The sequence below is a fragment of the Streptomyces sp. WAC03905 genome, assembly GCF_057371075.1.
Genome location: NZ_JBXYDZ010000003.1, coordinates 6360355 through 6383348 on the forward strand (window position 1 = coordinate 6360355; position 22994 = coordinate 6383348).

General features: G+C 70.9%; 26 protein-coding genes. 21 read left to right on the top strand and 5 right to left on the bottom strand.

Annotated features, from left to right (window positions below; translation table 11 throughout):
• Positions 1-104: 104 nt before the first annotated feature.
• The 6 genes from AC2RP6_RS31275 to AC2RP6_RS31300 all read left to right on the top strand — a co-directional run bounded on the left by AC2RP6_RS31275 (position 105) and on the right by AC2RP6_RS31300 (position 5244).
• On the top strand, positions 105-1538 hold the full coding sequence (locus AC2RP6_RS31275; protein WP_486449203.1) for a DUF6177 family protein: 1434 nt from the start codon (positions 105-107) through the stop codon (positions 1536-1538).
• 584 nt (positions 1539-2122) lie between these two features.
• Positions 2123-2809: a ribulose-phosphate 3-epimerase gene (rpe, locus tag AC2RP6_RS31280; protein WP_030036653.1), complete on the top strand. Its 687-nt coding sequence runs from the start codon at positions 2123-2125 to the stop codon at positions 2807-2809.
• Positions 2810-2947: 138 nt separating this feature from the next.
• On the top strand, positions 2948-3964 hold the full coding sequence (locus tag AC2RP6_RS31285; RefSeq protein ID WP_030841494.1) for a sugar-binding transcriptional regulator: 1017 nt from the start codon (positions 2948-2950) through the stop codon (positions 3962-3964).
• A 113-nt stretch (positions 3965-4077) separates the two neighbouring features.
• Positions 4078-4299, top strand: coding sequence for a CarD family transcriptional regulator (locus tag AC2RP6_RS31290; RefSeq protein ID WP_030036649.1), 222 nt, complete (start codon positions 4078-4080; stop codon positions 4297-4299).
• Positions 4300-4348: 49 nt separating this feature from the next.
• Complete coding sequence (locus AC2RP6_RS31295) at positions 4349-4777, top strand: guanyl-specific ribonuclease (RefSeq protein ID WP_486449204.1); 429 nt, start codon at positions 4349-4351, stop codon at positions 4775-4777.
• Positions 4774-5244 (top strand): barstar family protein, encoded by a 471-nt coding sequence (locus AC2RP6_RS31300; RefSeq protein WP_486449205.1) that lies wholly within the window; start codon positions 4774-4776, stop codon positions 5242-5244. The genes AC2RP6_RS31295 and AC2RP6_RS31300 overlap by 4 nt, the downstream gene beginning before the upstream one ends.
• A 333-nt stretch (positions 5245-5577) precedes the next feature.
• Here AC2RP6_RS31300 and AC2RP6_RS31305 read toward each other — a convergent pair whose 3' ends face one another.
• The 5 genes from AC2RP6_RS31305 to AC2RP6_RS31325 form a co-directional block, all read right to left on the bottom strand.
• Positions 5578-6048 (bottom strand): group II truncated hemoglobin, encoded by a 471-nt coding sequence (locus AC2RP6_RS31305; RefSeq protein ID WP_486449206.1) that lies wholly within the window; start codon positions 6046-6048, stop codon positions 5578-5580.
• Positions 6045-6374, bottom strand: coding sequence for a putative quinol monooxygenase (locus AC2RP6_RS31310; RefSeq protein ID WP_362635778.1), 330 nt, complete (start codon positions 6372-6374; stop codon positions 6045-6047). Before AC2RP6_RS31310 ends, AC2RP6_RS31305 begins: the two co-directional genes overlap by 4 nt.
• Before the next feature lie 72 nt (positions 6375-6446).
• A complete protein-coding gene (locus AC2RP6_RS31315) occupies positions 6447-6956 on the bottom strand; it encodes a hypothetical protein (RefSeq protein WP_486449207.1) in 510 nt (169 codons plus the stop codon).
• Positions 6957-7011: 55 nt separating this feature from the next.
• A complete protein-coding gene (locus tag AC2RP6_RS31320) occupies positions 7012-8799 on the bottom strand; it encodes an FAD-dependent oxidoreductase (RefSeq protein ID WP_486449208.1) in 1788 nt (595 codons plus the stop codon).
• Positions 8796-9062: a UBP-type zinc finger domain-containing protein gene (locus AC2RP6_RS31325; RefSeq protein ID WP_486450517.1), complete on the bottom strand. Its 267-nt coding sequence runs from the start codon at positions 9060-9062 to the stop codon at positions 8796-8798. Before AC2RP6_RS31325 ends, AC2RP6_RS31320 begins: the two co-directional genes overlap by 4 nt.
• A 272-nt stretch (positions 9063-9334) precedes the next feature.
• Between AC2RP6_RS31325 and AC2RP6_RS31330 the strand changes: the two genes are divergently transcribed.
• Genes AC2RP6_RS31330 through AC2RP6_RS31400 form a run of 15 tightly spaced genes read left to right on the top strand, consistent with a single transcriptional unit; the run spans position 9335 to position 22986 of the window.
• Positions 9335-10159: a type 1 glutamine amidotransferase domain-containing protein gene (locus AC2RP6_RS31330; protein WP_486449209.1), complete on the top strand. Its 825-nt coding sequence runs from the start codon at positions 9335-9337 to the stop codon at positions 10157-10159.
• 42 nt (positions 10160-10201) lie between these two features.
• Positions 10202-11842, top strand: a complete 1641-nt coding sequence (locus tag AC2RP6_RS31335; protein ID WP_486449210.1) for a thiamine pyrophosphate-binding protein — start codon at positions 10202-10204, stop codon at positions 11840-11842.
• Positions 11843-11890: 48 nt separating this feature from the next.
• Positions 11891-12325, top strand: a complete 435-nt coding sequence (locus AC2RP6_RS31340; RefSeq protein ID WP_486449211.1) for a nuclear transport factor 2 family protein — start codon at positions 11891-11893, stop codon at positions 12323-12325.
• Positions 12326-12347: 22 nt separating this feature from the next.
• Positions 12348-12803 (top strand): nuclear transport factor 2 family protein, encoded by a 456-nt coding sequence (locus AC2RP6_RS31345; RefSeq protein WP_486449212.1) that lies wholly within the window; start codon positions 12348-12350, stop codon positions 12801-12803.
• Positions 12804-12816: 13 nt separating this feature from the next.
• The gene (locus AC2RP6_RS31350) at positions 12817-13188 is read left to right on the top strand and encodes a nuclear transport factor 2 family protein (protein ID WP_486449213.1); all 372 of its coding nucleotides are present in this window, start codon (positions 12817-12819) and stop codon (positions 13186-13188) included.
• Between the two features lie 10 nt (positions 13189-13198).
• A complete protein-coding gene (locus AC2RP6_RS31355; RefSeq protein WP_486449214.1) occupies positions 13199-14803 on the top strand; it encodes a GMC family oxidoreductase in 1605 nt (534 codons plus the stop codon).
• Complete coding sequence (locus AC2RP6_RS31360; RefSeq protein WP_486449215.1) at positions 14796-15407, top strand: DJ-1/PfpI family protein; 612 nt, start codon at positions 14796-14798, stop codon at positions 15405-15407. The genes AC2RP6_RS31355 and AC2RP6_RS31360 overlap by 8 nt, the downstream gene beginning before the upstream one ends.
• A 23-nt stretch (positions 15408-15430) precedes the next feature.
• Complete coding sequence (locus tag AC2RP6_RS31365; protein WP_486449216.1) at positions 15431-15853, top strand: VOC family protein; 423 nt, start codon at positions 15431-15433, stop codon at positions 15851-15853.
• Position 15854: 1 nt separating this feature from the next.
• Entirely contained in the window at positions 15855-17678 is a 1824-nt protein-coding gene (locus AC2RP6_RS31370; protein WP_486449217.1) for an AGE family epimerase/isomerase, read from the top strand.
• Positions 17679-17715: 37 nt separating this feature from the next.
• Complete coding sequence (locus tag AC2RP6_RS31375; protein ID WP_486449218.1) at positions 17716-18060, top strand: STAS domain-containing protein; 345 nt, start codon at positions 17716-17718, stop codon at positions 18058-18060.
• Entirely contained in the window at positions 18057-20204 is a 2148-nt protein-coding gene (glgX, locus tag AC2RP6_RS31380) for a glycogen debranching protein GlgX (protein WP_486449219.1), read from the top strand. Before AC2RP6_RS31375 ends, glgX begins: the two co-directional genes overlap by 4 nt.
• 16 nt (positions 20205-20220) lie before the next feature.
• Positions 20221-20532, top strand: a complete 312-nt coding sequence (locus tag AC2RP6_RS31385; RefSeq protein WP_486449220.1) for an STAS domain-containing protein — start codon at positions 20221-20223, stop codon at positions 20530-20532.
• A 14-nt stretch (positions 20533-20546) separates the two neighbouring features.
• Positions 20547-21002 (top strand): ATP-binding protein, encoded by a 456-nt coding sequence (locus AC2RP6_RS31390; RefSeq protein ID WP_486450518.1) that lies wholly within the window; start codon positions 20547-20549, stop codon positions 21000-21002.
• Positions 20984-22243, top strand: coding sequence for a PP2C family protein-serine/threonine phosphatase (locus tag AC2RP6_RS31395; RefSeq protein WP_486449221.1), 1260 nt, complete (start codon positions 20984-20986; stop codon positions 22241-22243). Before AC2RP6_RS31390 ends, AC2RP6_RS31395 begins: the two co-directional genes overlap by 19 nt.
• Positions 22243-22986 carry a MinD/ParA family ATP-binding protein gene (locus AC2RP6_RS31400; RefSeq protein WP_486449222.1) on the top strand — a complete coding sequence of 248 codons (744 nt, stop codon included), beginning with the start codon at positions 22243-22245 and terminating at the stop codon, positions 22984-22986. The genes AC2RP6_RS31395 and AC2RP6_RS31400 overlap by 1 nt, the downstream gene beginning before the upstream one ends.
• Positions 22987-22994 lie beyond the last annotated feature (8 nt).

The following is a 22994-nucleotide window of genomic DNA, read 5'->3' on the forward strand; positions in this document are numbered from 1 at the left end:
TCGCCGCCGCCTAGCGGCAGCTCGAGAGGGTCGACGGGTTGGGGCCCGATGTCACCGAGGCAACGCGCGGTTGATGAACCCTGCATGACGACAAGGAACACGGCATGACCAAGGACGTGATCGCGCTCACCGAGCGCATGCCGGACGCGCTCGGCGTTCTGGCCGGCCTGCTCGCGGGGGGCCCGGACCTGGTGGTCGAGACCGCCGGGGAGGGGGCCGTCGTCCAGCTCTGTGATGCCGACGGCCGGCCGCTCGTCTCGATCGAGGTCCCGCTCATGCTGCAGGTGCCGGGCGAGGCGGCCCGGCTGCTCGGGTCGGGTACCGCGTGGGAGGGTGACGGGCCCGCCTGGTGGGTCGAGGCGCGCGCCGCCGCGGGCGTACCGCAGGCGGAGGAGCTCGCGGGTGCGTTCGCCGCCCGCCTGACCATGCTGCTGGGCGGCACGGTCTGGCCGCCGGACGCCCCGGGCGCGGTCGGTGCGGCCCGTCCGGTCGACGTCTCGGGCATCACCGCCGTGCCGGCCCCGGCCGCCGCCCAGCCCGCCGTCGACATGCTCACCGACAAGGCCGCCGTCGTCCTCCAGGACCGGCCGGTCATCCCCATGACGAGCTGGCTCTCCGAGGTGCTCCGGGCCACCGTGGAGAGCGACCGGTCCCTGCAGATCGTCACCCCGCCTCACTGCCGGCTCTCCACGCCCACCCGCCTGCTGCTGCAGTCCATGCCGGGCCGGTGGGTGGTGCAGGACGAGCGGTGCGGCTACTACGACGGACTCACGGGCGCCGTACTCACCTGGCAGGACGACGCCTTCGCCCCGGCTCGGGCCGAGAACGGCGAGACGCCGGTGGCGGACGCCTTCACGGAGGCCGGGGCCGGCCCCGCCGGTGGGCGTCAGCTCAGCCTCTCCTTCCGTACCCTGCACCGGCCCACGCCCGACCTCGTCCTCGGCGGCGCGCTCGAAGCCGCCTGGCAGGCGCTCACCGGCGGGCTGCCGGCCGGCTGGGGAACCTCGGAACCGGCGGGTCTGACCTGGTCGAGGCGCCAGCTCACCGAGCTGGCCCAGGAGCGGGCCCCCCGCTCCACCTGGACCGTGGTCGTCGGCACCCCCGAACGGCCCGCGGTCGCCACCCTGCGCGTGAGCCGCACCCCCGACGGGGTGGAGGAGGACGTCACCCTCACCGTCGGCTTCGGCCCGGACGAGGAGATGCCCCTGGGCGCGCTGCCGGAACTGGCCGAGGAGCTGGTGACCCGGTACGGGCTCCAGACCATGCTGTGCCGGCTCCGCAACGCCCGCCGGGACCTGAGCGCCCCGCCCCACTACGAGGACCCGCCGCTGCCGTACGCGTTCGCACTCGGCCCCGCGGAGGTCCAGGAGGCGGGCCGTGACACCGCGAGCAGCACACCGCTGGAAGAACGCCCGGTGCAGCTTGGCCCGAACGCCAGGCCGGGTTACTACTACGCCCTCGGCGACGCCGAGACGGCCGAGAGCTGGACGGCGTTCGAACGCCTCCTACGACACCTCCGCGGGGAGCCGTCCGCCTGACGACGAAGGCTGGAGGCATAGGCACACTCACCCCAGCCGCTCCTCCGCAGCCGTGGAGGGCGGCTTACGACCAGCCCACTGCTCCTGCGGACGCCGTCCCGCAGGAGCGCGTAGCGATCAGTGGCGGCTTATGCCCAGCCCAAGAGGCTCGCGGACGCCGTCCGGCAGGAGCGCGTAGCGATGCGGGGCGCACCCCCACCGCCGCCTGGGATCTGTGATCTGCCCGTCCCTGGAACGGAACGCCCGGCCCGTTCTTCTGGGGGCTTCCTGGCAGTCCTCGGATTTTCCGTGGCGGGACGGGCGGTCAAGGGTGGCCGAAGGCCATCACGCAGTGACGCGACCGCAGGGAGCGCCCTTGAGGGGCCGGTCCGACACGGAAGACGATGGGACTGACGGGAAACCCCAGGACGTCTCCGAGGCCGGTCGAGTGGACCCCGCCCCCTCCCGGAGCCCCCGCCGCCTCTTTCCGCCCCCAACCCTAAGACCCGGTTAAGTGTCGCGCGGATGTGGTTAAGGCTTGCTACGGAGTACGCCTCTTGCGGGGTCGTGGCCGGAACCGGCCCCAGGCATGGCAGGCTTGGGGCATGGCCGCTCAGATTTATCCCAGCATCCTGTCCGCCGACTTCGCCCGTCTCGCCGAGGAGGCGAAGGCCGTCGAGGGGGCCGACTGGCTGCATGTCGACGTCATGGACAACCATTTCGTCCCGAACCTCACCCTCGGCATGCCGGTCGTGGAGTCCTTGAGCCGCGCCACGGACATCCCGCTGGACCTGCACCTGATGATCGAGAACCCCGACCGCTGGGCCCCGCAGTACGTGGAGGCCGGTGCGGGTTCGGTCACCTTCCACGCCGAGGCCGCGGCGGCTCCCGTGCGCCTCGCGCGCGAGATCCGGGCGAAGGGGGCGCGTGCCTCCATGGCGCTCAAGCCCGCGACGCCGATCGAACAGTACGAGGACATCCTCCCCGAGCTCGACATGCTGCTGATCATGACGGTCGAGCCCGGCTTCGGCGGCCAGCCCTTCCTCGACATCATGCTCCCCAAGATCCGCCGCACCCGGGAGCTGATCGCCAAGCACGGTCTGGAGCTGTGGCTGCAGGTCGACGGCGGGGTCTCGGCCTCGACCATCGAGCGGTGCGCCGAGGCCGGCGCGGACGTCTTCGTGGCGGGCAGCGCGGTCTACGGGGCAGTCGATCCGGCGGCCGCCGTCCGCACGCTGCGTGACCAGGCGGGTGCGGCGATCGCGGCGGCGCCGTGGGCTTGCGACCACTGAGCCGAGCATTGGTGAACAGCTCGGTGAACGGGAGCTGTCCAGGCTGATCAACGGCCGTCGGATCTGACAGGATGAACGGCGAGTCGAGAGTGTGAACACGAGAGTGTGAACAGCAGTGAGGAGAACGCGGTGTCTGCAATGTCGGCGGGACGGTCAGCCCTGCGGATGGGACCCGCGGAGCTGGTGCAGGCGGCGGCCATGGCCCGCCGTTTCTACCTGGAGGGCAAGTCCAAGATCCAGATCGCCGAGGAGTTCGGCGTGAGCCGCTTCAAGGTGGCGCGGGTGCTGGAGACCGCCCTCGAACGCGACCTCGTGCGCATCGAGATCCGCGTTCCGGCCGAGCTCGACGCGGAGCGGTCGGACGCGCTCCGGGCCCGGTACGGGCTCCGGCACGCCGTCGTGGTGGAGTCGCCGGCCGACGCCACCGAGGACGCTCCGGACCCGGAGAACCTCGGCGCGGTCGCCGCCGACCTGCTGGGCGAGCTGGTGAGTGAGGGCGACGTACTCGGTCTGGCGTGGGGGCGGTCGACCATCCACATGGCCGCCTCCCTGCACCGTCTGCCGCAGTGCACGGTGGTGCAGCTCACCGGGGTGTACGACGCCGGTACGGCGGAGCGCGGCTCGGTGGAGGCCGTACGCAGGGCCGCGCAGGTCTCGGGCGGCGACGCGCACCCGATCTACGCGCCCATGCTGCTGCCCGACCCGGCGACGGCGGCCGCGCTGCGCAGCCAGACCGGGATCGCGCGCGCCTTCGACTACTTCGACAAGGTGACGGTCGCGGCCGTCTCCATCGGCTCGTGGGAGCCGGGCATCTCGACCGTCCACGACATGCTGACGGACGAGGAGCGGGCGCACTACGCCTCGCTGGGCGTCGCGGCCGAGATGTCCGCCCACCTCTTCGACGCCGAGGGCCGACGCGTCGGCCGTGACCTCGGCGAGCGCTGCATCACGGTCGAGGCGGACCGGCTGCGACGGATCCCCGAGGTGGTGGCGATCGCGGGCGGCCTGCGCAAGGCCTCCGCGATCGGTGCGGTGCTGAGGTCGGGGCTGGTCACCAGCCTCGTCACGGACACGGCGGTCGCCGACTACCTGCTGACGGAGTCGGCCCCCGGGCTGCGGCCGGCGCTCGACCGGGCCGACCCCGACGACCTGTAGGGGCCCGTGGGGCGGCCCGGGCCGCTCTCTGTGCGGCGCGTGGTGCGGATGGTGCCCGGATCGAGATGCGAAGGGCGACCGCGGGGCGGCTCGCGGGGCGCATACTGGGTCCGATGACAAAATCAGCAGTGCCTCGCCGCCATTTGCCGTCCAGCCCGTTCAAAGCCCCCGTGGAACAGCCCATCCGGCAGTTCAACGTCGGCGACCGGGTCACTCACGACGAGCACGGCCTCGGCCGTGTCGTCGGAATCGAGGAGGGGATCGCCGTTCTCGTCGACTTCGGTTCGGTCCAGAAGCGCATCCTGAGTCCGTACAGCAAGATGGCCGCGCTCTGACGCGACCGAGCGATTCGCGGGCGAATCGGATATTTGGCACGATCGGTGCATGATCTGCCGGAACGTGCCCCGATGGCTGTTGCGTTCGCTGGGGGCCGTGTTCCTCTGCGTGGCGCTCGTCGCGACGGCGGGCTGCGGTACGCGGGGACCCGGCCCCGCCGCGCCCGCGGCCTCGGAGGACGTGCCGGGCTGGGCGCGGGGCATGGCGGCCGTGCGGGCCGACGCGCTGCCGCGGGAGGCGCGGGACGTGCTCGCGCTCATCGACCGGGGCGGGCCGTATCCGTACCGCCAGGACGGCACCGTCTTCGGCAACTTCGAGAAGGTTCTGCCGCGACAGAAGCGCGGCTATTACCACGAGTTCACGGTGCGTACGCCGGGGGAGCGGGATCGTGGGGCCCGGCGGATCGTGACGGGCGGGGGTGGGGAGTTCTACTACACGGACGACCACTACGAGACCTTCAAGGCGGTTCTGCGATGAGCCTGGATCCGCAGCCGCTCGCCCCGGCGCTCGCAGCCGCGGAGGCGGCGGGCCGGACGGCCGTACGGCTGGACCTGGACGGCGTACGGGACAAGGCCGGGCTGATGAGGCGGTGCGGGGAGGCCTTGCGGCTGCCGGAGTGGGTGGGCGGCAACTGGGACGCGCTCGCGGATGCGCTGCGGGATCTGTCCTGGTCGGCGCCCGCTGACGCGGCGTCGGCTCCCGCCGGGTGGGTGGTCGCCGTGACGGCGTGGCGGGGGTACGCGGGGGCGCGGCCGGAGGAGTGGGAGACCTTCGTGGAAGTGCTGGAGGAGGCCGTGGACTTCTGGCGGGGGGTGGGGGAGGAGTCCGGGCGGCTCGGGCTCACGGTGGTGGTGGCCGGCGGTGCGGAGGGCTTCGAGGCCGGGCGCGGGCCGGCCGCCGGGGCTCCGCCCCGGGCCCCGCGCCTCAAACGCCGGCGGGGCTGAGAGTGCGGGGGCTCCCCCCCCCCCCCCCGGGCCCCGCGCCTCAAACGCCGGCGGGGCTGAGAGTGCGGGGCTCCGCCCCGGGCCCCGCGCCTCAAACGCCGGCGGGGCTGAGAGTGCGGGGGCTCCCCCCCCCGGGCCCCGCGCCTCAAGCGCCGGCGGGGCTGAATCGTGCCCCGGTTCCGCGCCTCTAACGCCGGCGGGGCTGAATCGTGCCCCGGCTCCGCGCCTCGAACGCCGGCGGGGCTGAAGTGTGCCCCGGGCCTCGCGCCTCGAACGACGGCGGGGCTGGAGACGGGAACCGGGCGGCCTGGGGTCGCCCGGTTCGGGGGTGGCTCAGTCGGTCTCGGGGATCCAGGGCGGGGTCTGGCCCCAGGACCAGACCGGGATCTTCGCCGCGTCGACCGGCGGGGGGTTGGGGCCCGAGTAGATCAGGGCCATGCGGGTGCCCCACTCGATGTAGTAGGCGAAGACCCCGCGGAACTCGGGGTCCGTCGGGAGGCCGACCTCGTCGGCCGTGTCCATGAGCAGGTCCACCCAGCGGCGGCGCTGCTCCTCGGTGATCGCGCGGCCCAGGTGCTTCGTGGCCATGTGCTGGTGGCCGCCGTGGTGGGCGGTGTACTCCGCCGGGCCGCCGAAGACCTCCGCCAGCCAGACCGCGACGTGTTGCGGGTGCTCCGCGTCCATGCCGGCGAAGACCGGGGCCAGGATCTCGTCCTGGAGGGCGTGGGCGTAGAAGGCGTCGGTGAGGCGTTCCATCGCCTCCGCCCCGCCCATCCACTCGTAGATGGTGGGTGTGGTGCTCATCGCTGTCCGGCGCCCTTTCCCGTGCCCACGACGCCCGTCACGAGGTAGTGCTGCATCTCCTCGATGGCCGTCACGTACGGGCGGATCGCGCTGAAGAAGGCCGGGAAGTGCTCCCCCTTGCGGAACCCGCCCAGGTGGGCCTCGATCGAGGTCCAGCGGATCCGGAGGATGTAGCGCTCCTTCTCCTCCTCGCACCGGGCCAGTTCGTAGTCGATGCACTCGGGCGAGGCGGCCAGGGCCTCGGCCGCCCGGGCGTACGCGTCCTCGAAGGCCTGCTGGTCGTCCAATGCGATCCGGTAGCGGATGTATTCGACGGTGGTCGTCATGGTGCGTACCTCTCCCTGGGTGTAGGTCTCGGTCAGCCTTACGCGATCACACGGCTCCGTGGGGCGTATTCGTCATTCGGACCCGGACTTCATGGAGTCGGTCGGGCCCACGACGTCGGGACCCTGTGCGCGGACCCGTCCGACCTGGTCGAGGGAGTCGCGCAGGTCCGTCAGCCAGCTGTCGGTGTTGCGCCCGACGAGGCGGACGCACCAGGCCAGTGCGTCGGCCCGGCTGCGGGCCACGCCGCCGGCGACCAGCGTGTCGAGGACCTGGCGTTCGGACTGGCGCAGACGGGTCATGACGGGGACGGCGAGGTGGGTGAAGAGGGTCGTCTCCTCACCCACCCGTACGCCCCAGGCGACCTTGCGGCGGTAGAGCTCCTCGGCCTCGCGGGCCACTTCGATGCGCTGTTCGCGGGTGCGTTCGCGGAACTCCCGTACGGACTCGGTCGGCGGGACGGTGCCGACGACCGTGATCTCCTCGCGATCGGCGGTGACCGAGTCGAGGGACTCGTAGACGTCGACCGGCAGGCGCTCGGCGAACCACGCGCGGAGCTGTTCGCTCTGTTCGACTGTAATCATGTAATCAACGTTGCGTCCGGTGCGTCCTTGATCACAAGCCCTGGAGCGTTCGCTCTCAGCCCATCGATCGGTAGCGGTGGATCAGCGAGACGGCCATCGCGCCCTCGCCCACGCCCGAGGCGACCCGCTTGACCGAGTGGGCGCGGACGTCGCCCGCCGCGAAGACGCCGGGCACGCTCGTCTCCAAGGGGTAGGGCGCGCGCTCCAGGCTCCATTCGGCCGGGAGCTCGCCGCCGTTCGAGATCAGGTCCGAGCCGGTGAGGACGAAGCCGTACTCGTCCCGCTCGACGACGCCCGCGAGCCAGTCGGTGTGCGGACGGGCCCCGATGAAGGTGAACATGAAGCGGGCGGCGACCTCGGTGTCCTTGCCGCTGTCCGCGTCGTGCAGGGTGAGCCGCTCCAGGTGCTCGTCGCCGTCGAGCCGGACCACCGTGGTGCGCACCTTCACCTCGATGTTCGGGGTGCGCTCGATCTCGTCGACGAGGTAGCGGGACATGCTCGCGTCCAGCGAGGACGCCCGGACCAGGATGGTCACGCGGGCGGCGTACTTCGCGAAGTGCACGGCGGCCTGCCCCGCCGAGTTGGCCCCGCCGACGATGAACACGTGCTGGGAGATGCAGGCCGAGCTCTCGGTGGTCGCCGCGCCGTAGTAGAGGCCGGCTCCCTCGAAGCGGTCGGCGCCCGGGGCGTCGAGCCGGTTGTACGAGACCCCGGTCGCGAGCAGGACCGTCTCGGCGGAGATCTCCGTGCCGTCGGCAAGGGTGAGGATCTTCGCCGGGTCGTCCCTGGTCAGCGAGACCACTTCCACCGGGTGCAGGATCTCGGCGCCGAAGCGGGAGGCCTGGATGGTCGCCCGGCGGGTCAGGTCGCCGCCGGAGAGGCCCGAGGGGAAGCCGAGGTAGTTCTCGATCAGGCTGGAGGTGCCGGCCTGGCCGCCCGGGGCGCGGGAGTCCAGCATCAGCGTGGACAGGCCCTCGGAGGCCGAGTAGACGCCCGCCGCGAGGCCCGCGGGGCCGGCGCCGACGATGACGCACTCGTAGTGCGGGCGCGAGGCGGTGGTGGCCAGGCCCAGGTGCTGCGCGAGCTGGGTGTCGGTCGGGGCCGAGAGCACCGCTCCGTCCGGGAAGCGGACCAGCGGCAGGGTCACGTCGGGCTGGGCGGCGATCAGGGTGAGCGCCTCGGGGTCCCGCTCGACGTTGAGGAAGCGGAACGGCTGGCCGTTGCGGGTGAAGAAGTCCCGTACGGCGTGGGTGCCGGGGGAGACGAGGTGGCCGGCGACGATGATCCCGTCATAGGCGGGGCGGTAGGTCGCCAGCCAGTCCGAGAGCAGGTCGTCCAGGACGGGGAAGAGCCGCTCGTGCGGCGGGTCCCACGGCTTGAGCAGGTAGTAGTCCAGCCGGACCCGGTTGATGGCGGTGATCGCCGCGTCGGTCTCGGCGTACGCGGTCAGCAGCACCCGGCGGGCGTCCGGGAAGCGGCTGACGGCCTCCAGCAGGAACTCGACGCCGGTCACGTCGGGCATGCGCTGGTCGACGAGGAACAGCGCCGGGTCGTGGCCCCGCTCGTCGAGGGAGTCCAGGATCTTCAGGGCGTCGGCCGCCGAGGACGCGCCGAGGACCCGGTAGCGGTCGCCGTAGGCGCTGCGCAGGTCGCGCCGGACGGCCCGCAGCACCTGCGGGTCGTCGTCGACGGCCAGGATCACCGGCTTGCGGCTCTCCGCGCGCTCGGCGGCGGCCGGGGCGGCGGTCGCGGCGGGGACCGGAACCGGCTCCGGGACCGGGCCCGGGGCGGCGGGCGCGGTGGGGGCGCCGGCGGCGGGGGAGGTCTCGCGGGCCGTACTCATGCCGGGTCCAGCATCAGCTGGTCGGCGTAGCACCAGGCCCAGTCCTCGCCCGGCTCGTGGGAGGCCGCGATCGGGTGCTCGGTGACCCGGTAGTGCCGGGTGGCGTGACGGTTCTTCGACGAGTCGCAGCACCCGACGTGTCCGCAGCTGAGGCACAGCCGCAGGTGCACCCAGGTATCGCCGGCGATGAGGCACTCCTCGCAGCCCACCGCTGTGGGCCTCACCGGACGTATCTGATCGATGTGTGTGCACAACAGGTCCATCGTCATCGTCGCCGTCCTTCTCCTCGTGCTTCGCGCGCCCGCGATTCACGGCGCGTCCAGACCTTAGGACGGGCCTCGCGAAAAGGTTCACCGATTCGGCCGAAGTCACGTAGTCCTGCGGCTACTTCATGACGTCCGCGAACGACTTCCTGAGGTGCCGCGGTCACCTGTCCGGCTACCTCACGAAGTCGCATGCCGGCGCTTTGACGAAGGCTCCCGGCCCGGCCAGTGTGGGGGACGCCAACGACAACAGGCGGCGCCTGGAGGAATACGTGAGCAGAAAGATTCTGGTCATTGTCTCCGAACACGGTTACTGGGCCGAGGAACTGATAGGCCCCGTCTCGAAGTTCGACGAGCGGGGCTACGAAGTCATATTCGCGACGCCGACCGGAAAGCGTGCGCACGCTCTCCCGCCGAGCCTCGACGCGCACTACGTCGACCCGCCGCTCGGACGCTCGGTGACCACCGAGGAGAACGCCCGGCTGGGCCGGGAGTTCGAGCAGTCGAGCCGGCTGGACTCGCCGCTCGACATCGAGGCGTGGGTGCCCGAACGCCCGTACACGAGCGACGCGGCCTACCTGCCCAAGCTGGAGCAGTACCACCGCGATCTCGACAAACTCGACGCCGACATCGCCGGATACGACGCGATCCTCATCGTCGGCGGCAGCGGCCCGATCGCCGACCTCGCCAACAACGAGCGCGTGCACGCCCTGATCCTGGGCTTCCGGAAGGCCGGCAAGGTCGTGGCCGCCGAGTGCTACGGGGTCGCCTGCCTGGCCTTCGCCCGGGACTGGGACGACCGCAAGAGCATCATCTGGGGCAAGCACGTGACCGGCCACTGCAAGGAGTACGACTACAAGGACGGCACCGGATTCCTCGGTACCGACTTCAACATGGGGCCGCCGCCGTATCCGCTGGAGTACATCCTGCGCGACGCGACGGGACCGAGCGGCGCGTACCACGGGAACTTCGGGAAACCGGTCTCCGTGATCGTGGACTTCCCCTTCGTCACCGGACGTTCCACACCCGACTCCTATCTGACGGGGCAGAAGATCGTGGAGGTCCTGGAGGACGGGCTCACCCGATACGGCTGGTAATCCCGGAAACCGCCGGGAAATCGGAAAGTCGAGGGGGAATTCATGGAAGCCACTCCCGGACGGGAAAGGCTGATCGAGCAGTTCAAGGCCGACGGCCTGAAGGTGATGTTCGGAAATCCGGGGACGGTGGAACAGGGATTCCTCGACGCGGTGGACGCCGCGGAGGACTTCCGGTACGTCCTGGCCCTCCAGGAGACCGTGGCCGCCGGCATCGCCGACGGGTACGCCCGGGCGACCGGCGGCGCGGCCCTGCTCCAGCTGCACTCCGGAGTGGGCCTGGGCAACGGCATCGGGATGCTCTACCAGTCGCTGCGCGGCCACACCCCGCTCGTCGTCGTCGCCGGCGACGCCGGGGTGCGCTACGACGCCATGGACGCGCAGATGGCGTCCGACCTGGTGGCGATGGCGAGGCCCGTGACCAAGTACGCGACCCGCGTCACCGACCCGCGGTCCGTCCTGCGCACCGTGCGGCGGGCCGTCAAGATCGCGCTCACCCCGCCGCGCGGGCCCGTGTTCGTCGCGCTGCCGATGGACGTGCTGGACGAGCTGAACTCCGAGCCCGTGCTGCCGGCCACGGTCCCGCTCACGGACGTGGCCCCCTCACCGGCGTCAGTGGGCCGGGCGGCGGAGCTGCTGGCGTCCGCCGAGCGGCCGGTCGTGCTGGTCGGGGACGGAGTGGCGCTCTCCGGGGCGCAGCGCGAACTCGTCGCCGTCGCCGAGCTGCTGGGCGCCGACGTGTACGAGGTCGACTCCTCCGAGGTGAACATCGCCGCCTCGCACCCGCTGCGGCGCGGCCAGACGGGCCACATGTTCGGCCCGCACAGCAAGGAGCTGATCGGCGACGCGGACGGGGTGCTGATCGTCGGCACCTACGTCTTCCCGGAGGTGTTCCCCGAGCTGGAGAGCCCCTTCAGGGCGGGCGCGAAGGTCGTCCACATCGACCTCAACGCCTACGAGATCGCCAAGAACCACCCGGTGGACCTCGGACTCGCCGCGGATCCGCGGCAGGCGCTGCACGCGCTGGCCGGCGTACTGGAGCGGCAGCTGACCCCGCAGCGGCGGGCCGCCGCGGCCGCCCGGCTCGACGTACGGACCCGCGAGCGGGTCCGGGCCGCGGGCGCGGCGGGCGAGGACGACGGCACGCCGATGGCCGTCTTCCTGCGGACCCTGGCCGAGCGCACCGGCGGGGACCTGATCGTCTTCGACGAGGCGCTGACCACGTCGCCGCTGGTCACCCGGTACCTGCCGGCGGAGCGCCCCGGCGACTACCACCTGACCCGCGGCGGTTCGCTCGGCGTGGGCTTCCCCGGCGCGGTGGGGGCCAAGCTGGCCCGCCCGGACCGGCTCGTCGTGGGCTTCGCGGGCGACGGCGGGTCCATGTACACCTACCAGGCGCTGTGGACGGCCGCCCGGCACGGCATCGACGCCAAGTTCGTCGTCTGCAACAACCGCAAGTACCGGCTGCTGGACGACAACATCGCCCAGTACTGGCGGGAGCGGGACATCCCGGAGCACGGCTTCCCGGGCTCCTTCGACCTCTCGCACCCCGAGATCGACTTCGCCGGGCTGGCCCGCTCGCTGGGCGCCGGCGGGATGCGGGTGGAGAAGCCGGACGAGGCGGTCGCCGCGGTGGGCCGGATGCTGTCCCACCCCGGGCCGTTCCTCGTCGACGTCCAGATCTGAACCGACCCGACCCGTCACCCCGCACGACACGGAACAGGAGGAGACCGCATGCCCGCCGAGCGACAGCTGACCGAGGACGCGATCCGCGCCTTCGCCGAGAACTGGTACGCGGCGCTGGACCAGCACGTGGGGCCGGCCGATGTGCTCGCCATGATCACCGAGGACCTGGAGTTCAAGGTCCCCGAGGACACTTTCCTCGGCCACGAGGGCTTCGGCCGCTGGTACGAGGCCGTCACCCACCGCTTCTTCGACGAGGTGCACACGGTCACCAAGGTGGAGCCCGTCATCGAGGGGGACCGGGCGGTCGTCCGGGTCCTCGTCAACTGGCAGGCCAAGATGTGGGACCCGCCGGCCGCGCGCAGCGAGTGGCTCGGCTTCGACGCCGACCAGACCTGGACCGTGGTCGCGGGCCCCGACGGGCCGCTGATCAAGCAGTACACCGTCAACGACCTGGCACCGATGCCCGGTTCCGGCTCCCTGTGACCGCGGTGAAGGAGGAGGGGCGATGACCGGAGTGACACGGGAGCGGGTCGGGGAGGCGTACGCCGCCCTCGGCTCCGGCGACCGCGCGAGGATCCTGGAGTACTACGCGGAGGACCTGCGCTGGCTGGTGCCGGGCAACCACCCCCTGGCGGGCTGGTACGAGAGCCTGGACGCCTTCCTGGAGCTGATGGGGCAGACCCACAAGCTCACGGGGGGCACCTTCCGGATGGACCTGGAAGCGGTGCTGGTCGGCGAGGACTGCTCGGCGGACGTGTGCCGCAACGTCGCCCTGCGGGCCGGTGCGGCCGAGACGAGCGGTTCCCCGTACGAGCGGATGGACTACCCCGTCTTCCACTTCATGCGGTGGCGGGACGGCCGGATCGTGGAGGGCCGCGACGGGCTCTTCGGGGACTCGGCGACCGCCTTCAGCCAGTTCTGGGCGCCGTTCGCGCCGGACGGAACACGCAGGGACGGATAGGGGGATGAGCGCGATGGACGCACGACAGATCCTGCAGAAGTACTACGAGTACGCCAACGCCGGGGACTGGGACCGCTGGTGCGACCTGTTCGCCGACGACCAGGTCATGGACGAGCAGCTCGCCGGCCACATCGAGGGCCTCGAGGTGCTCCGCTCGATGATGAAGGGCATGGGGACGATGTACCGGGTCTTCCGCAACGAGCCCGTGCACTTCCTCGTCGACGGGGAGAAGGCCGCGGCCGTCTCCCACCTGAGCGCGGTCAGCGCCTCCGGTGAGCCCATCGAGGCCGACGTCATGAACTTCTTCCGGATCGTGGACGGAAAGATCGCCTACATGGCGAACCACCACGACACGGTCCCCTTCCAGGTGCTGGGCCAGGACTGAGGGGGGACCGGTGAGCGTGGAAGAGTACGACTACATCGTCGTGGGATCCGGCACCGCGGGCAGCGTCCTGGCGAACCGGCTCTCCGAGGACCCGGACGTCTCCGTCCTGGTCCTGGAGGCGGGCGGCTCCCGCATCCCGCCCGAGGTGGACGACCCGTCCTCCTGGTACAAGCTCCTCGGCGGCCCCGTGGACTGGGGCTACACCAGCACACCGCAACCCGGGCTCGACGGCCGCCGTACGTACGAACCGCGCGGCAAGGCCCCGGGCGGCAGCAGCAACCTCTACATCATGATGCACGTCCGCGGCCACGCCTCGGACTTCGACAACTGGGCCTACCAGGGCGCGGCCGGCTGGGCGTACGAGGACGTGCTCCCGTACTTCGCGCTGCTGGAGGGCCAGGAGGACGTCACCGCCCCCACCACCGGCACCCGCGGCCCGCAGCGGATCACCAACGCCGGTCTGCACGGCCCCAACCCGGTCTCCCGCGCCTTCATCGACGCGGCCGTCGAGCTGGGGCACGAGGAGATCGCCGACTTCAACACCGACGGGCCCCGGCGCGGGCTCTTCGGCACCGGCTGGCACCACATCGACGTGGCCGACGGCCGCCGACAGGGCGCTCTGGCCGCCTATCTGGAGCCCGCGCTCGCCCGGCCCAACCTGACGCTGCGCACCAACGCGCAGAGCAGCCGGCTGCTCTTCGACGGGGACACCTGCACGGGCGTCGAGTACGTCCAGCTGGAGGCGCCCGCCGAGTTCCCCGGCCGGACCGTCCGCGACGGCCACAGCACCGTCTCCGCGCCCGGACCGCACACCGTGCGGGCCCGCCGCGAGGTGGTCGTGGCGGCCGGCGCGATCGAGTCGCCGAAGCTGTTGCTGCTGTCCGGCATCGGCCACCCCGAGCAGCTGCGCGAGCACGGCATCGGGGTCACCGCGGCCGTGCCCGGTGTCGGCGAGAACTTCCACAACCACGTTCTGACCGGGCTGATGGCCGAGGTCACTCAGGAGCTCCCGGCGCCCGCGCAAAACCTTTCGGAGAGCGCTCTGTTCCTGGCCTCCCAGCCGGGGCTGCCGGCCCCAGACCTGCAGATCGCCTTCGTCCACGTGCCCTTCGACGTGATCGTCGGCCAGGACCACCCGAACACGGTGTCCATCCTGCCCGGCGTCGTACGCCCGGTCTCGCGCGGCTGGATCAGGCTGGCGAGCGCCGATCCGCTCGCCCATCCGCTGATCAACCCGAACTACCTGGGCGACCGGTGGGACCTGGAGCGCATGGTGCAGGGCGTCAGGATCGCCCGGGAGATCTTCGCGACCTCGGCGTTCTCGCCCTGGTACAAGCAGGAGCTGCAGCCCGGCCCCGGTTGCGTGAGCGACGACGACCTGCGGGCCTTCGTGAAGCAGAAGTCCGAGAGCTACCACCACCAGGCCGGTTCGTGCCGCATGGGCGTCGACGACCTCGCGGTCGTCGACCCCGAGCTGCGGGTGCACGGCGTACGCAACCTGCGCGTCGTGGACGCCGGCGTGATGCCCGCGGTCCCGTCGGGCAACTGCCACACCGCCATCGCGATGATCGCAGAGCGCGCGGCGGACTTCCTGAGGGGGACCCGCCGTGCCTGATGCCGTCCTGCGCGAGGGGGCGCTGTCCGGGACCCGGATCGCGGTCCTGGTCGAGAGCGACTACTACGAGCCCGAGATCTTCTACTACCAGCACCGGTTCGCGGAGGAGGGCGCCGAGGTCGACTTCCTGACCCGGCTGTGGGGCAACGACTCCATCACCTTCACCGGGCACGAGTACCGGGCGCCGTTCACCGTGAACCGGTCCCTGGAGGGGCTGAGCGACGAGGACCTGCGCCGGTACGCGGCGCTCATCGTGCCCTCGGGCATGGTGGCCGACCGGCTGCGCTACACCGAGGACGTGGACGTCCTCGCCCCGGCGACCGAGCTGCTGCGCCGGGCCTTCGAAGAGCCGACGGTCCTGAAGGGGATCATCTGCCACGGCATGTGGCTGGCGTCCTCGATCCCGGACAGGATCCGCGGCCGCAAGGTCGTCTGCCACAACAACCTGATCGGCGACGTCCGCAACATGGGCGGGGAGTACGTCGACGCGGACGTGGTGGTCGACGGGGACCTGGTCACCGGCCGGACCGGCGCCCACCACCACCTGTTCGCCCGCCGGATCATCGAGCTGATCGCGGCCGGGCGGGGCCGGGGGGCCGGCTGATGCCGGGCTCCGGGGACCGCCCGATGGTCTGGTCGCACGTGGGCCTGAACTGCGCGGACCAGAAGACCACCGAGGACTTCTACACCCGCTACTTCGGCTTCACCCGGGCCCGGGTGGTCGACCTCGGGGACGCGCAGATCGTGTTCCTGCGCAAGGGCGACGCCTACCTGGAGCTCTTCGCGGCCACCGCCGACCCGGCCCGGCCGGCGCACGACGACGGGCCGCAGGCACCGGGCCGGATGCGCCACCTGGCGTTCCGGACCGACAGCGTGGACGCGTTCCTGGCGGACCTGGGCGACGCGGCGGAAGTGACCCTGGGACCGCTGGACTTCGACGACTTCATCTGCGGCTGGCGGACCGTGTGGGTCCGCGACCCGGACGGGGTCATCGTCGAAGTGAGCCAGGGATACGAGGACGACGACACTCACGACAAGGACGGTGCATGACATGGCGGACGCCGTGAGCTTCTCCTTCTCCGACACCATCGCGGGCTACGTCGTCCGCTTCGACTCCGGGACGCGCCTGCTGCGGCTGAAGACCTCCGACGGCAGGGAGTTCGACGTGTCCCTCGCCGGCGACCCCAGCGCCGAACTGGTCCGCAACCTGGACGAGCCCTACATCGACGCCTCCGGGCACATCGACGAGATGCTCTCCCCGGGGCGGTTCCTCTTCGTCTACGGCGTGCACTACCCGGAGCACGGCGGCCGCTTCGACGCCAAGCGCCTGGTGTTCCTGGGGCGCGGCGCCGAGGACTACCGCTTCGAGGAGGGCAGCTGGTGGATCAAGCAGATCGAGTCGCTGGCCGACTTCTACAAGCGGGCGCAGTTCGGCGACGGGCCGGTGGACTTCGACGAGTACCGCACCGAGATCCGGCTCGGCGGTGACAAGACCGCGAGCCACGTCCAGGAGACGGACACCATCTCCCGCCTGGTGTACGGCATGGCCTCGGCCTACCTGCTCACCGGCAAGGACGAGTACCTGGAGGTCGCCGAGCGCGGCACCGAGTACCTGCGCAAGCACATGCGGGTCGTGGACGGCGAGGAGGACGTGGTCTTCTGGTACCACGGCATCAGCGTCGACGGGGACAGCGAGCGCAAGCTGTTCACCTCGGAGTTCTCCGACGACTACGACGCGATCCCGATGTACGAGCAGATCTACGCGCTGGCCGGCCCCGTCCAGACCTACCGGGTCACCGGTGACGTGCGGATCAAGAACGACGCGGACGCCACCATCCGGCTGTTCGACAAGTTCTTCTTCGACCCGGAGCAGGGCGGCTACTACTCCCACATCGACCCGATCCTCTTCAGCGCGGACCACGAGTCCCTCGGTGAGAACGCCGAGCGCAAGAACTGGAACTCCGTCGGCGACCACGCCCCCGCCTACCTGATCAACCTGTACCTGGCGACGGGAGACCAGAAGTACGCCGACTTCCTCGAGTACACCTTCGACACGATCGCGGACAAGTTCCCGGACTACGAGAACAGTCCCTTCGTGCAGGAGCGCTTCATGCGCGACTGGTCGCACGACAAGGCGCACAGCTGGCAGCAGGACCGCGCGGTCGTCGGCCACAACCTGAAGATCGCCTGGAACCTGATGCGGATGAACTCGCTGAAGGCCAAGCCCGCGTACGAGGAGCTGGCCAAGAAGATCGGCGAGATCATGCCGGCCGTCGGCAGCGACGTGCAGCGCGGCGGCTGGTACGACGTCGTGGAGCGAGTGAAGCAGGGGGACCAGGAGACGTATCGTTTCGCCTGGCACGACCGCAAGGCCTGGTGGCAGCAGGAGCAGGCGATCCTCGCCTACCTCATCCTGAACGGCACCGTCGGCGGCGACGCGAACCTGCGCGAGGCCCGGCAGGCGCAGGCCTTCTACAACACCTTCTTCCTCGACCACGACGAGGGCGCCGTCTACTTCAACGTCCTCGCCAGCGGTACGCCGTACCTGCTCGGCACCGAGCGGCTCAAGGGCAGCCACTCGATGTCCATGTACCACTCGGCGGAGCTCTGCTACCTCGCCGCCGTCTACAACAACCTGCTGATCAACGGCCGGGAGATGGACTTCCACTTCCAGCCCGACCCGACCGGCCTGCCCGACCGCATCCTGCGCGTCTCGCCCGACCTGCTGCCCGCCGGCTCGGTGCGGATCGCATCCGTGGAGATCGACGAGAAGCCCTACACCGACTTCGACGCGGAGGCGCTCACCGTACGCCTGCCCGACGTCCAGAGCCGCGTCAAGGTGAAGGTCCGGCTGCGGCCGACGGCCACGAAGTAGCGCTCAACGGGGGGCGCCCCAAACAGAGGGGAACGCAATGACTCTCAACGTCAAAGAACGCCGGAACAAGACGGGTACCGTGCTCGTCGCCACCGGTGAGATCAACAGCGAGACGTCCGGCACGCTGCTCCAGTCCCTGCTGCCGCTCGTCCGCGAGGGCAAGCCGCTGCGGATCGACCTCACCGCGGTGACCTACGTCTCCAGCGCCGGCCTGCGCACCCTCCTCGTCGTCTACCGCGAGGCCCAGCACGCCGGTGTGGCCGTCACCCTCTACGGGGTGAGCGAGGAGGTCCGGTTCGTCATGTCGGCCACCGGCTTCCTCGACTTCTTCGAGACCGGCGAGGCCGCCGCGGCGGCCTCCAGGGCCAAGGCCGCGCGATGAGCGAGACCCGGTCCGAGCAGGTCCTGCGCGTCGACGCGTACCCGACCCACGAGGTGGGCGGGTACCGCGTCCGCGCCGGCAAACCGTTCCCCTTCGGGGCCAACGTGGTCCCCGGCGGGGTCAGCTTCTCCGTCTTCTCCGACCAGGCCACCTCCATGACCCTGGTCATCTTCAAACGCGGAGAACCCGAACCGATGGCCGAACTGGAGTTCCCCGAGGAATTCCGCACCGGCAGCGTGTTCGCCATGACCGTCTTCGGCCTCGACCACGAGAACATCGAGTACGGGTACCGGGCCGACGGCCCCTACGACCCGGTCACCGGCCACCGCTTCGACGCCCGCCAGATCCTCTCCGACCCCTACGCCCGGCTCATCGCGGGCCGCGACGTGTGGGGCGTGGAACCGGACTACAGCCGCGGCTACCAGTACCGCTCCCGCGTCTGCCTCCAGGACTTCGACTGGGGCGACGACACCCCGCTGGGCATCCCCGCCGAGGACCTCGTCGTCTACGAGGCCCACGTGCGCGGCTTCACCCGGCACCCCAACTCGGGCGTCACCGCCCCCGGCACCTTCGCCGGACTGCGCGAGAAGATCCCGTACCTGAAGGAACTCGGGGTCAACTGCATCGAACTGCTGCCCGTGTTCGAGTTCGACGAGAGCGACAATCCCCGCTCCAACCCGGAGACGGGCGAGAAGCTCTTCGACTACTGGGGCTACAACACCGTCTCCTTCTTCGCGCCCAAGGCCGGCTACGCGGCCACCGGACGCTACGGGATGCAGGGCGACGAGTTCCGTACGCTGATCAAGGATCTGCACGCGGCCGGCATCGAGGTCATCCTCGACGTCGTCTTCAACCACACCGCCGAGGGCAACGAGCAGGGGCCGACGATCTCCTTCAAGGGGCTCGACAACGCCACCTACTACATGCTCACGCCCGAGGGCTACTACTTCAACTTCAGCGGCACCGGCAACACGGTCAACTGCAACCACCCCGTCGTCCGCAACTTCGTCCTCGACTGCCTGCGCCACTGGGTCGCCGACTACCACATCGACGGGTTCCGCTTCGACCTCGCCGCCATCCTCGGCCGGTCCCTGGACGGCACCCCGCTGCCCAACCCGCCGCTCCTGGAACTCCTCGCCTACGACCCGGTCCTGCGGCACACCAAGCTCATCGCCGAGGCCTGGGACGCGGGCGGCCTCTACGAGGTCGGCAACTTCCCGGCGTACGGCCGCTGGGCGGAGTGGAACGGCAAGTACCGCGACACCGTGCGCCGCTTCCTCAAGGGCGACCCCGGCGTCACCGGCGAACTGGCCACCCGCATCGCCGGCTCGCCCGACCTCTACTCCAGCCGCGGCACCGCCGCCTCGGTCAACTTCCTGACCGCGCACGACGGCTTCTCCCTCGCCGACCTGGTCTCCTACAACGACAAGCACAACGAGGCCAACGGCGAGGGCAACAACGACGGCGCCAACGACAACAACAGCTGGAACTGCGGCGCCGAAGGCCCCACCGACGACCCGGCGATCAACGCCCTGCGCACCCGGCAGATGAAGAACGCCCTCGCCATCCTCCTCACCAGCCAGGGCATCCCGATGCTCCTCTCCGGCGACGAGGTCGGCAGGACCCAGCAGGGCAACAACAACACCTACTGCCAGGACAACGAACTGTCCTGGTTCGACTGGGACCAGGTCGACGAGAACGCCGAACTGCTCCGCTTCACCCGCGAGATGATCGCCTTCCGGGGCCGCCACCGCGAGCTGCGCTCCACCTCCCACCCCACCGGACGGGTCCGCGAGCACCTGGGCCTGCCCGACATCAGCTGGCACGGCGAACGGGCCTGGCAGCCCGACTGGTCGGCGGACAGCCGCCTCGTGGCGGTCGCCCGCTGCGGCGCCGGGGACGACGACGTGGTGTACGTGGCCATGAACGCGCACTGGGAGTCGCACGACCTGGAACTGCCCGCCCTGCCCGGCGGACGCAGCTGGCACCTGTTCGCCGACACCGGTGCCGAGGCGCCGTACGACATCTGCACCCCGGGCACCGAGGCCGAGCTGGACAACGCCGGCAAGTACCTGATCGGCCCGCGCTCCGTGGTCGTCCTCGTGGGCCGCACCAACGACCCCGACCCCTCCGACACGCCCTGACCGAAGGAGACCTGACATGCCGCTTTCCGTGTCCCTGAGCATCGAGGGCGACACCACCGTGATCGACCTGTCCGGCGAGCTGGACGCCGAGACCGCGCCGGACTTCCACCAGACCATCGAGAAGGCCGCCGGCCACGGCACCACCACCGTCGAGATCAGGATGGCCGGCGTCGGCTACATGGCCAGCGCCGGACTGCGCTCCCTGGTCTTCGCCCAGCAGAAGATCGCCGACAACGTCACCATCAAGGTGGTCGGTGCCATCGAGCCCGTCTCCCGGACCATCCGGACGGCCGGCCTCGACCGCAGCATCGTCATCTCCGATGAGTGACGACCGTGACTGACATGGCCGAGCTGGCGAGAACGCCCGTCGTACTGGAAGTGCCCGCCACGGTCGGGGCACTGGGCGACATCGCCGCGTTCGTCCTGCGGCTGGCCGGACGGGCGGGGCTCAGCACCCGCGCCTCCTACCGGCTCCGGCTGGCCGTCGACGAACTGGCCACGAACATCGTGATGCACGGGTACCGGGGCGGCGACGGACGGATCACCGTCCGCGGCCGCTCCGGCCCCGGCGGGGTGGAGATCACGATCGAGGACTCCGCCCCCGCCTTCGACCCCGTCGCGGGCCGCCTGCCGCCCTGCCCCGGGGTGCCCCCGCAGGACCGGCGGATCGGCGGCCTCGGCATCCACCTGGCCCTGACCAGCGTGGACGAGTTCGCCTATGCGTACAGGGACGGCCGCAACATCAGCACGCTGACTGTGAAGGCTGAGGGGACGGACCCATGCCCTCCACGACCGTGATCATCCTCGACGAGCACCCGTCGCCACCGCCGGAACTGCTCGATGCCCTGCGGACGATGGACGCCTCCCTCGTCACCCGCACGCTGACGGAGCTGCGCGAAGGCCCGCAGGAACTGCTGCCCGTCGCGGACGTGCTCCTCGCCCCGGCCGAGTCGGACGGGGACGCCGTACGGATGGCCGTACGCCGGCTGCGCCGCTGGGCCGGGGCCCCCATCGTGGTCGTCTGGACCGTGACGCAGTTCGCCGCCCTGGAGGAACACGTCCGGATCGGGCACGACTACCTCGTACCCCCCTTCCTCCCCGCCCTCGTCGGGGCGCGGCTGCACAGCTGCTCGGAGCGCGCCGGACTCGGCCGCACCCTGCGCGAGGCCGACGCCCGCGCCGAACTCATGGGCTACGAGAAGGAACTGGAGATCGGCCGGGAGATCCAGGCGGGCTTCCTGCCCGAATCACTGCCCGTCCCCGACGGCTGGGAGATCGACGTACGCTTCCGGCCCGCCCGGCAGGTCGCCGGGGACTTCTACGACGTCTTCGAGATCTCCCGCGGCCGCCGGCTGGCCTTCGTCGTCGCCGACGTCTGCGACAAGGGGGTCGGTGCCGCGCTCTTCATGGCGCTCATCCGCTCCCTGCTCCGGCACACCGCACAGAACAGCGGACTCCAGCACCTGGTCGCCGCCGGACGGACCGGCGGCAGCCGGCGGATCCCGGTGGTCGGCGCCACCCCGCTGCTCAACGCGGTCACGGCCACCAACGGCTACCTCACGAGGAACCACCTGCGGCAGGGCTACTTCGCCACCCTGTTCTTCGGGGTGCTGGACCCGCTCACCGGCAGCCTCGTCTACATCAACGGCGGCCACAACCCGCCCCTGCTGCTGCCCGCCGACGGCAGCCCGCCCGCCGCCCTGGACATCACCGGACCGGCCGTCGGGGTGCTGCCGGACTGCGTCTACACCCTCGGCTACGCCCAGCTGGACCCGGGCGACACCCTCTTCGTCTTCACCGACGGAGTCCCCGAGGCCCGCTGCCCCAACGGCAGCTTCCTCGGCGACGAGCGCATGCTCGAACTGCTCGCCGGCCCCCTGGTCAGCGGCAAGGACGTCGTCGACCGCATGGACCTGGCGGTGCGCGAACACACCGGCACCGCCGAACAGCACGACGACGTCACCATGCTCGCCCTGCACCGGCCACGTACGGCGCGGGGGCCGTACGCGGACGGCGCCGGCCACCAGGTGGTGGCCTAGTGACCCGCACCATCGTGGTGCACTCGCACCGCGGCGGGACGGGAAAGTCCTCGGTACTGGCCAACCTCGCGCTGCTCATCGCGGCCGGGGGACGCCGGGTGGGGGTGGTGGACACCGACATCCAGTCACCCACCCTGGACCTGCTCTTCCGGCTCGGCCCCGGACCCTCCCTGGCCGACTACCTCCTCGGCCGCTGCGAGATCGAGTCCGCCGCCCAGCCGGCCGGCGTGCCCGGGCTGTACGTCGTACCGGCCCGGACCGGGACGGCGGCCCTGCGGGAGCTCATGGCCGGAGGCTATGACGTCGGCCTGCTGCCGGAGGGCTTCGACCGGCTGGCCGAGCACTACGCCCTGGACGTCCTGCTGCTCGACACGCACGCCGGCCTCAACAACGAGTCGGTGACCGCGATGGCGAGCGCCGACGTACTGATGATCATGGCTCGGGCCGACCGGATCGACCTCTCAGGGGTCGAGGAGACCCTCGCCCTCGCCGGGCGCCTGGCCTGCCGGCGCACCCTGGTGCTGAGCATGGCACCCGCGGGCATGGACCGGGACGCGGCCCGGCGGCGCTCCGAGGAGGTCTACGGCGCACCCGTGGCCGGAATCCTTCCCTACTCGCCGGAAATGGCCTCCCTGTACGGCGAGCGCATATTTGCAGAAGCCCATCCCGACCACCCTCTGGTCGGTGAATTCCGCACCATCATCTCGGCGTTGGACGCACGTGACGAAGTATCGCGGGCCTGACGTCACCC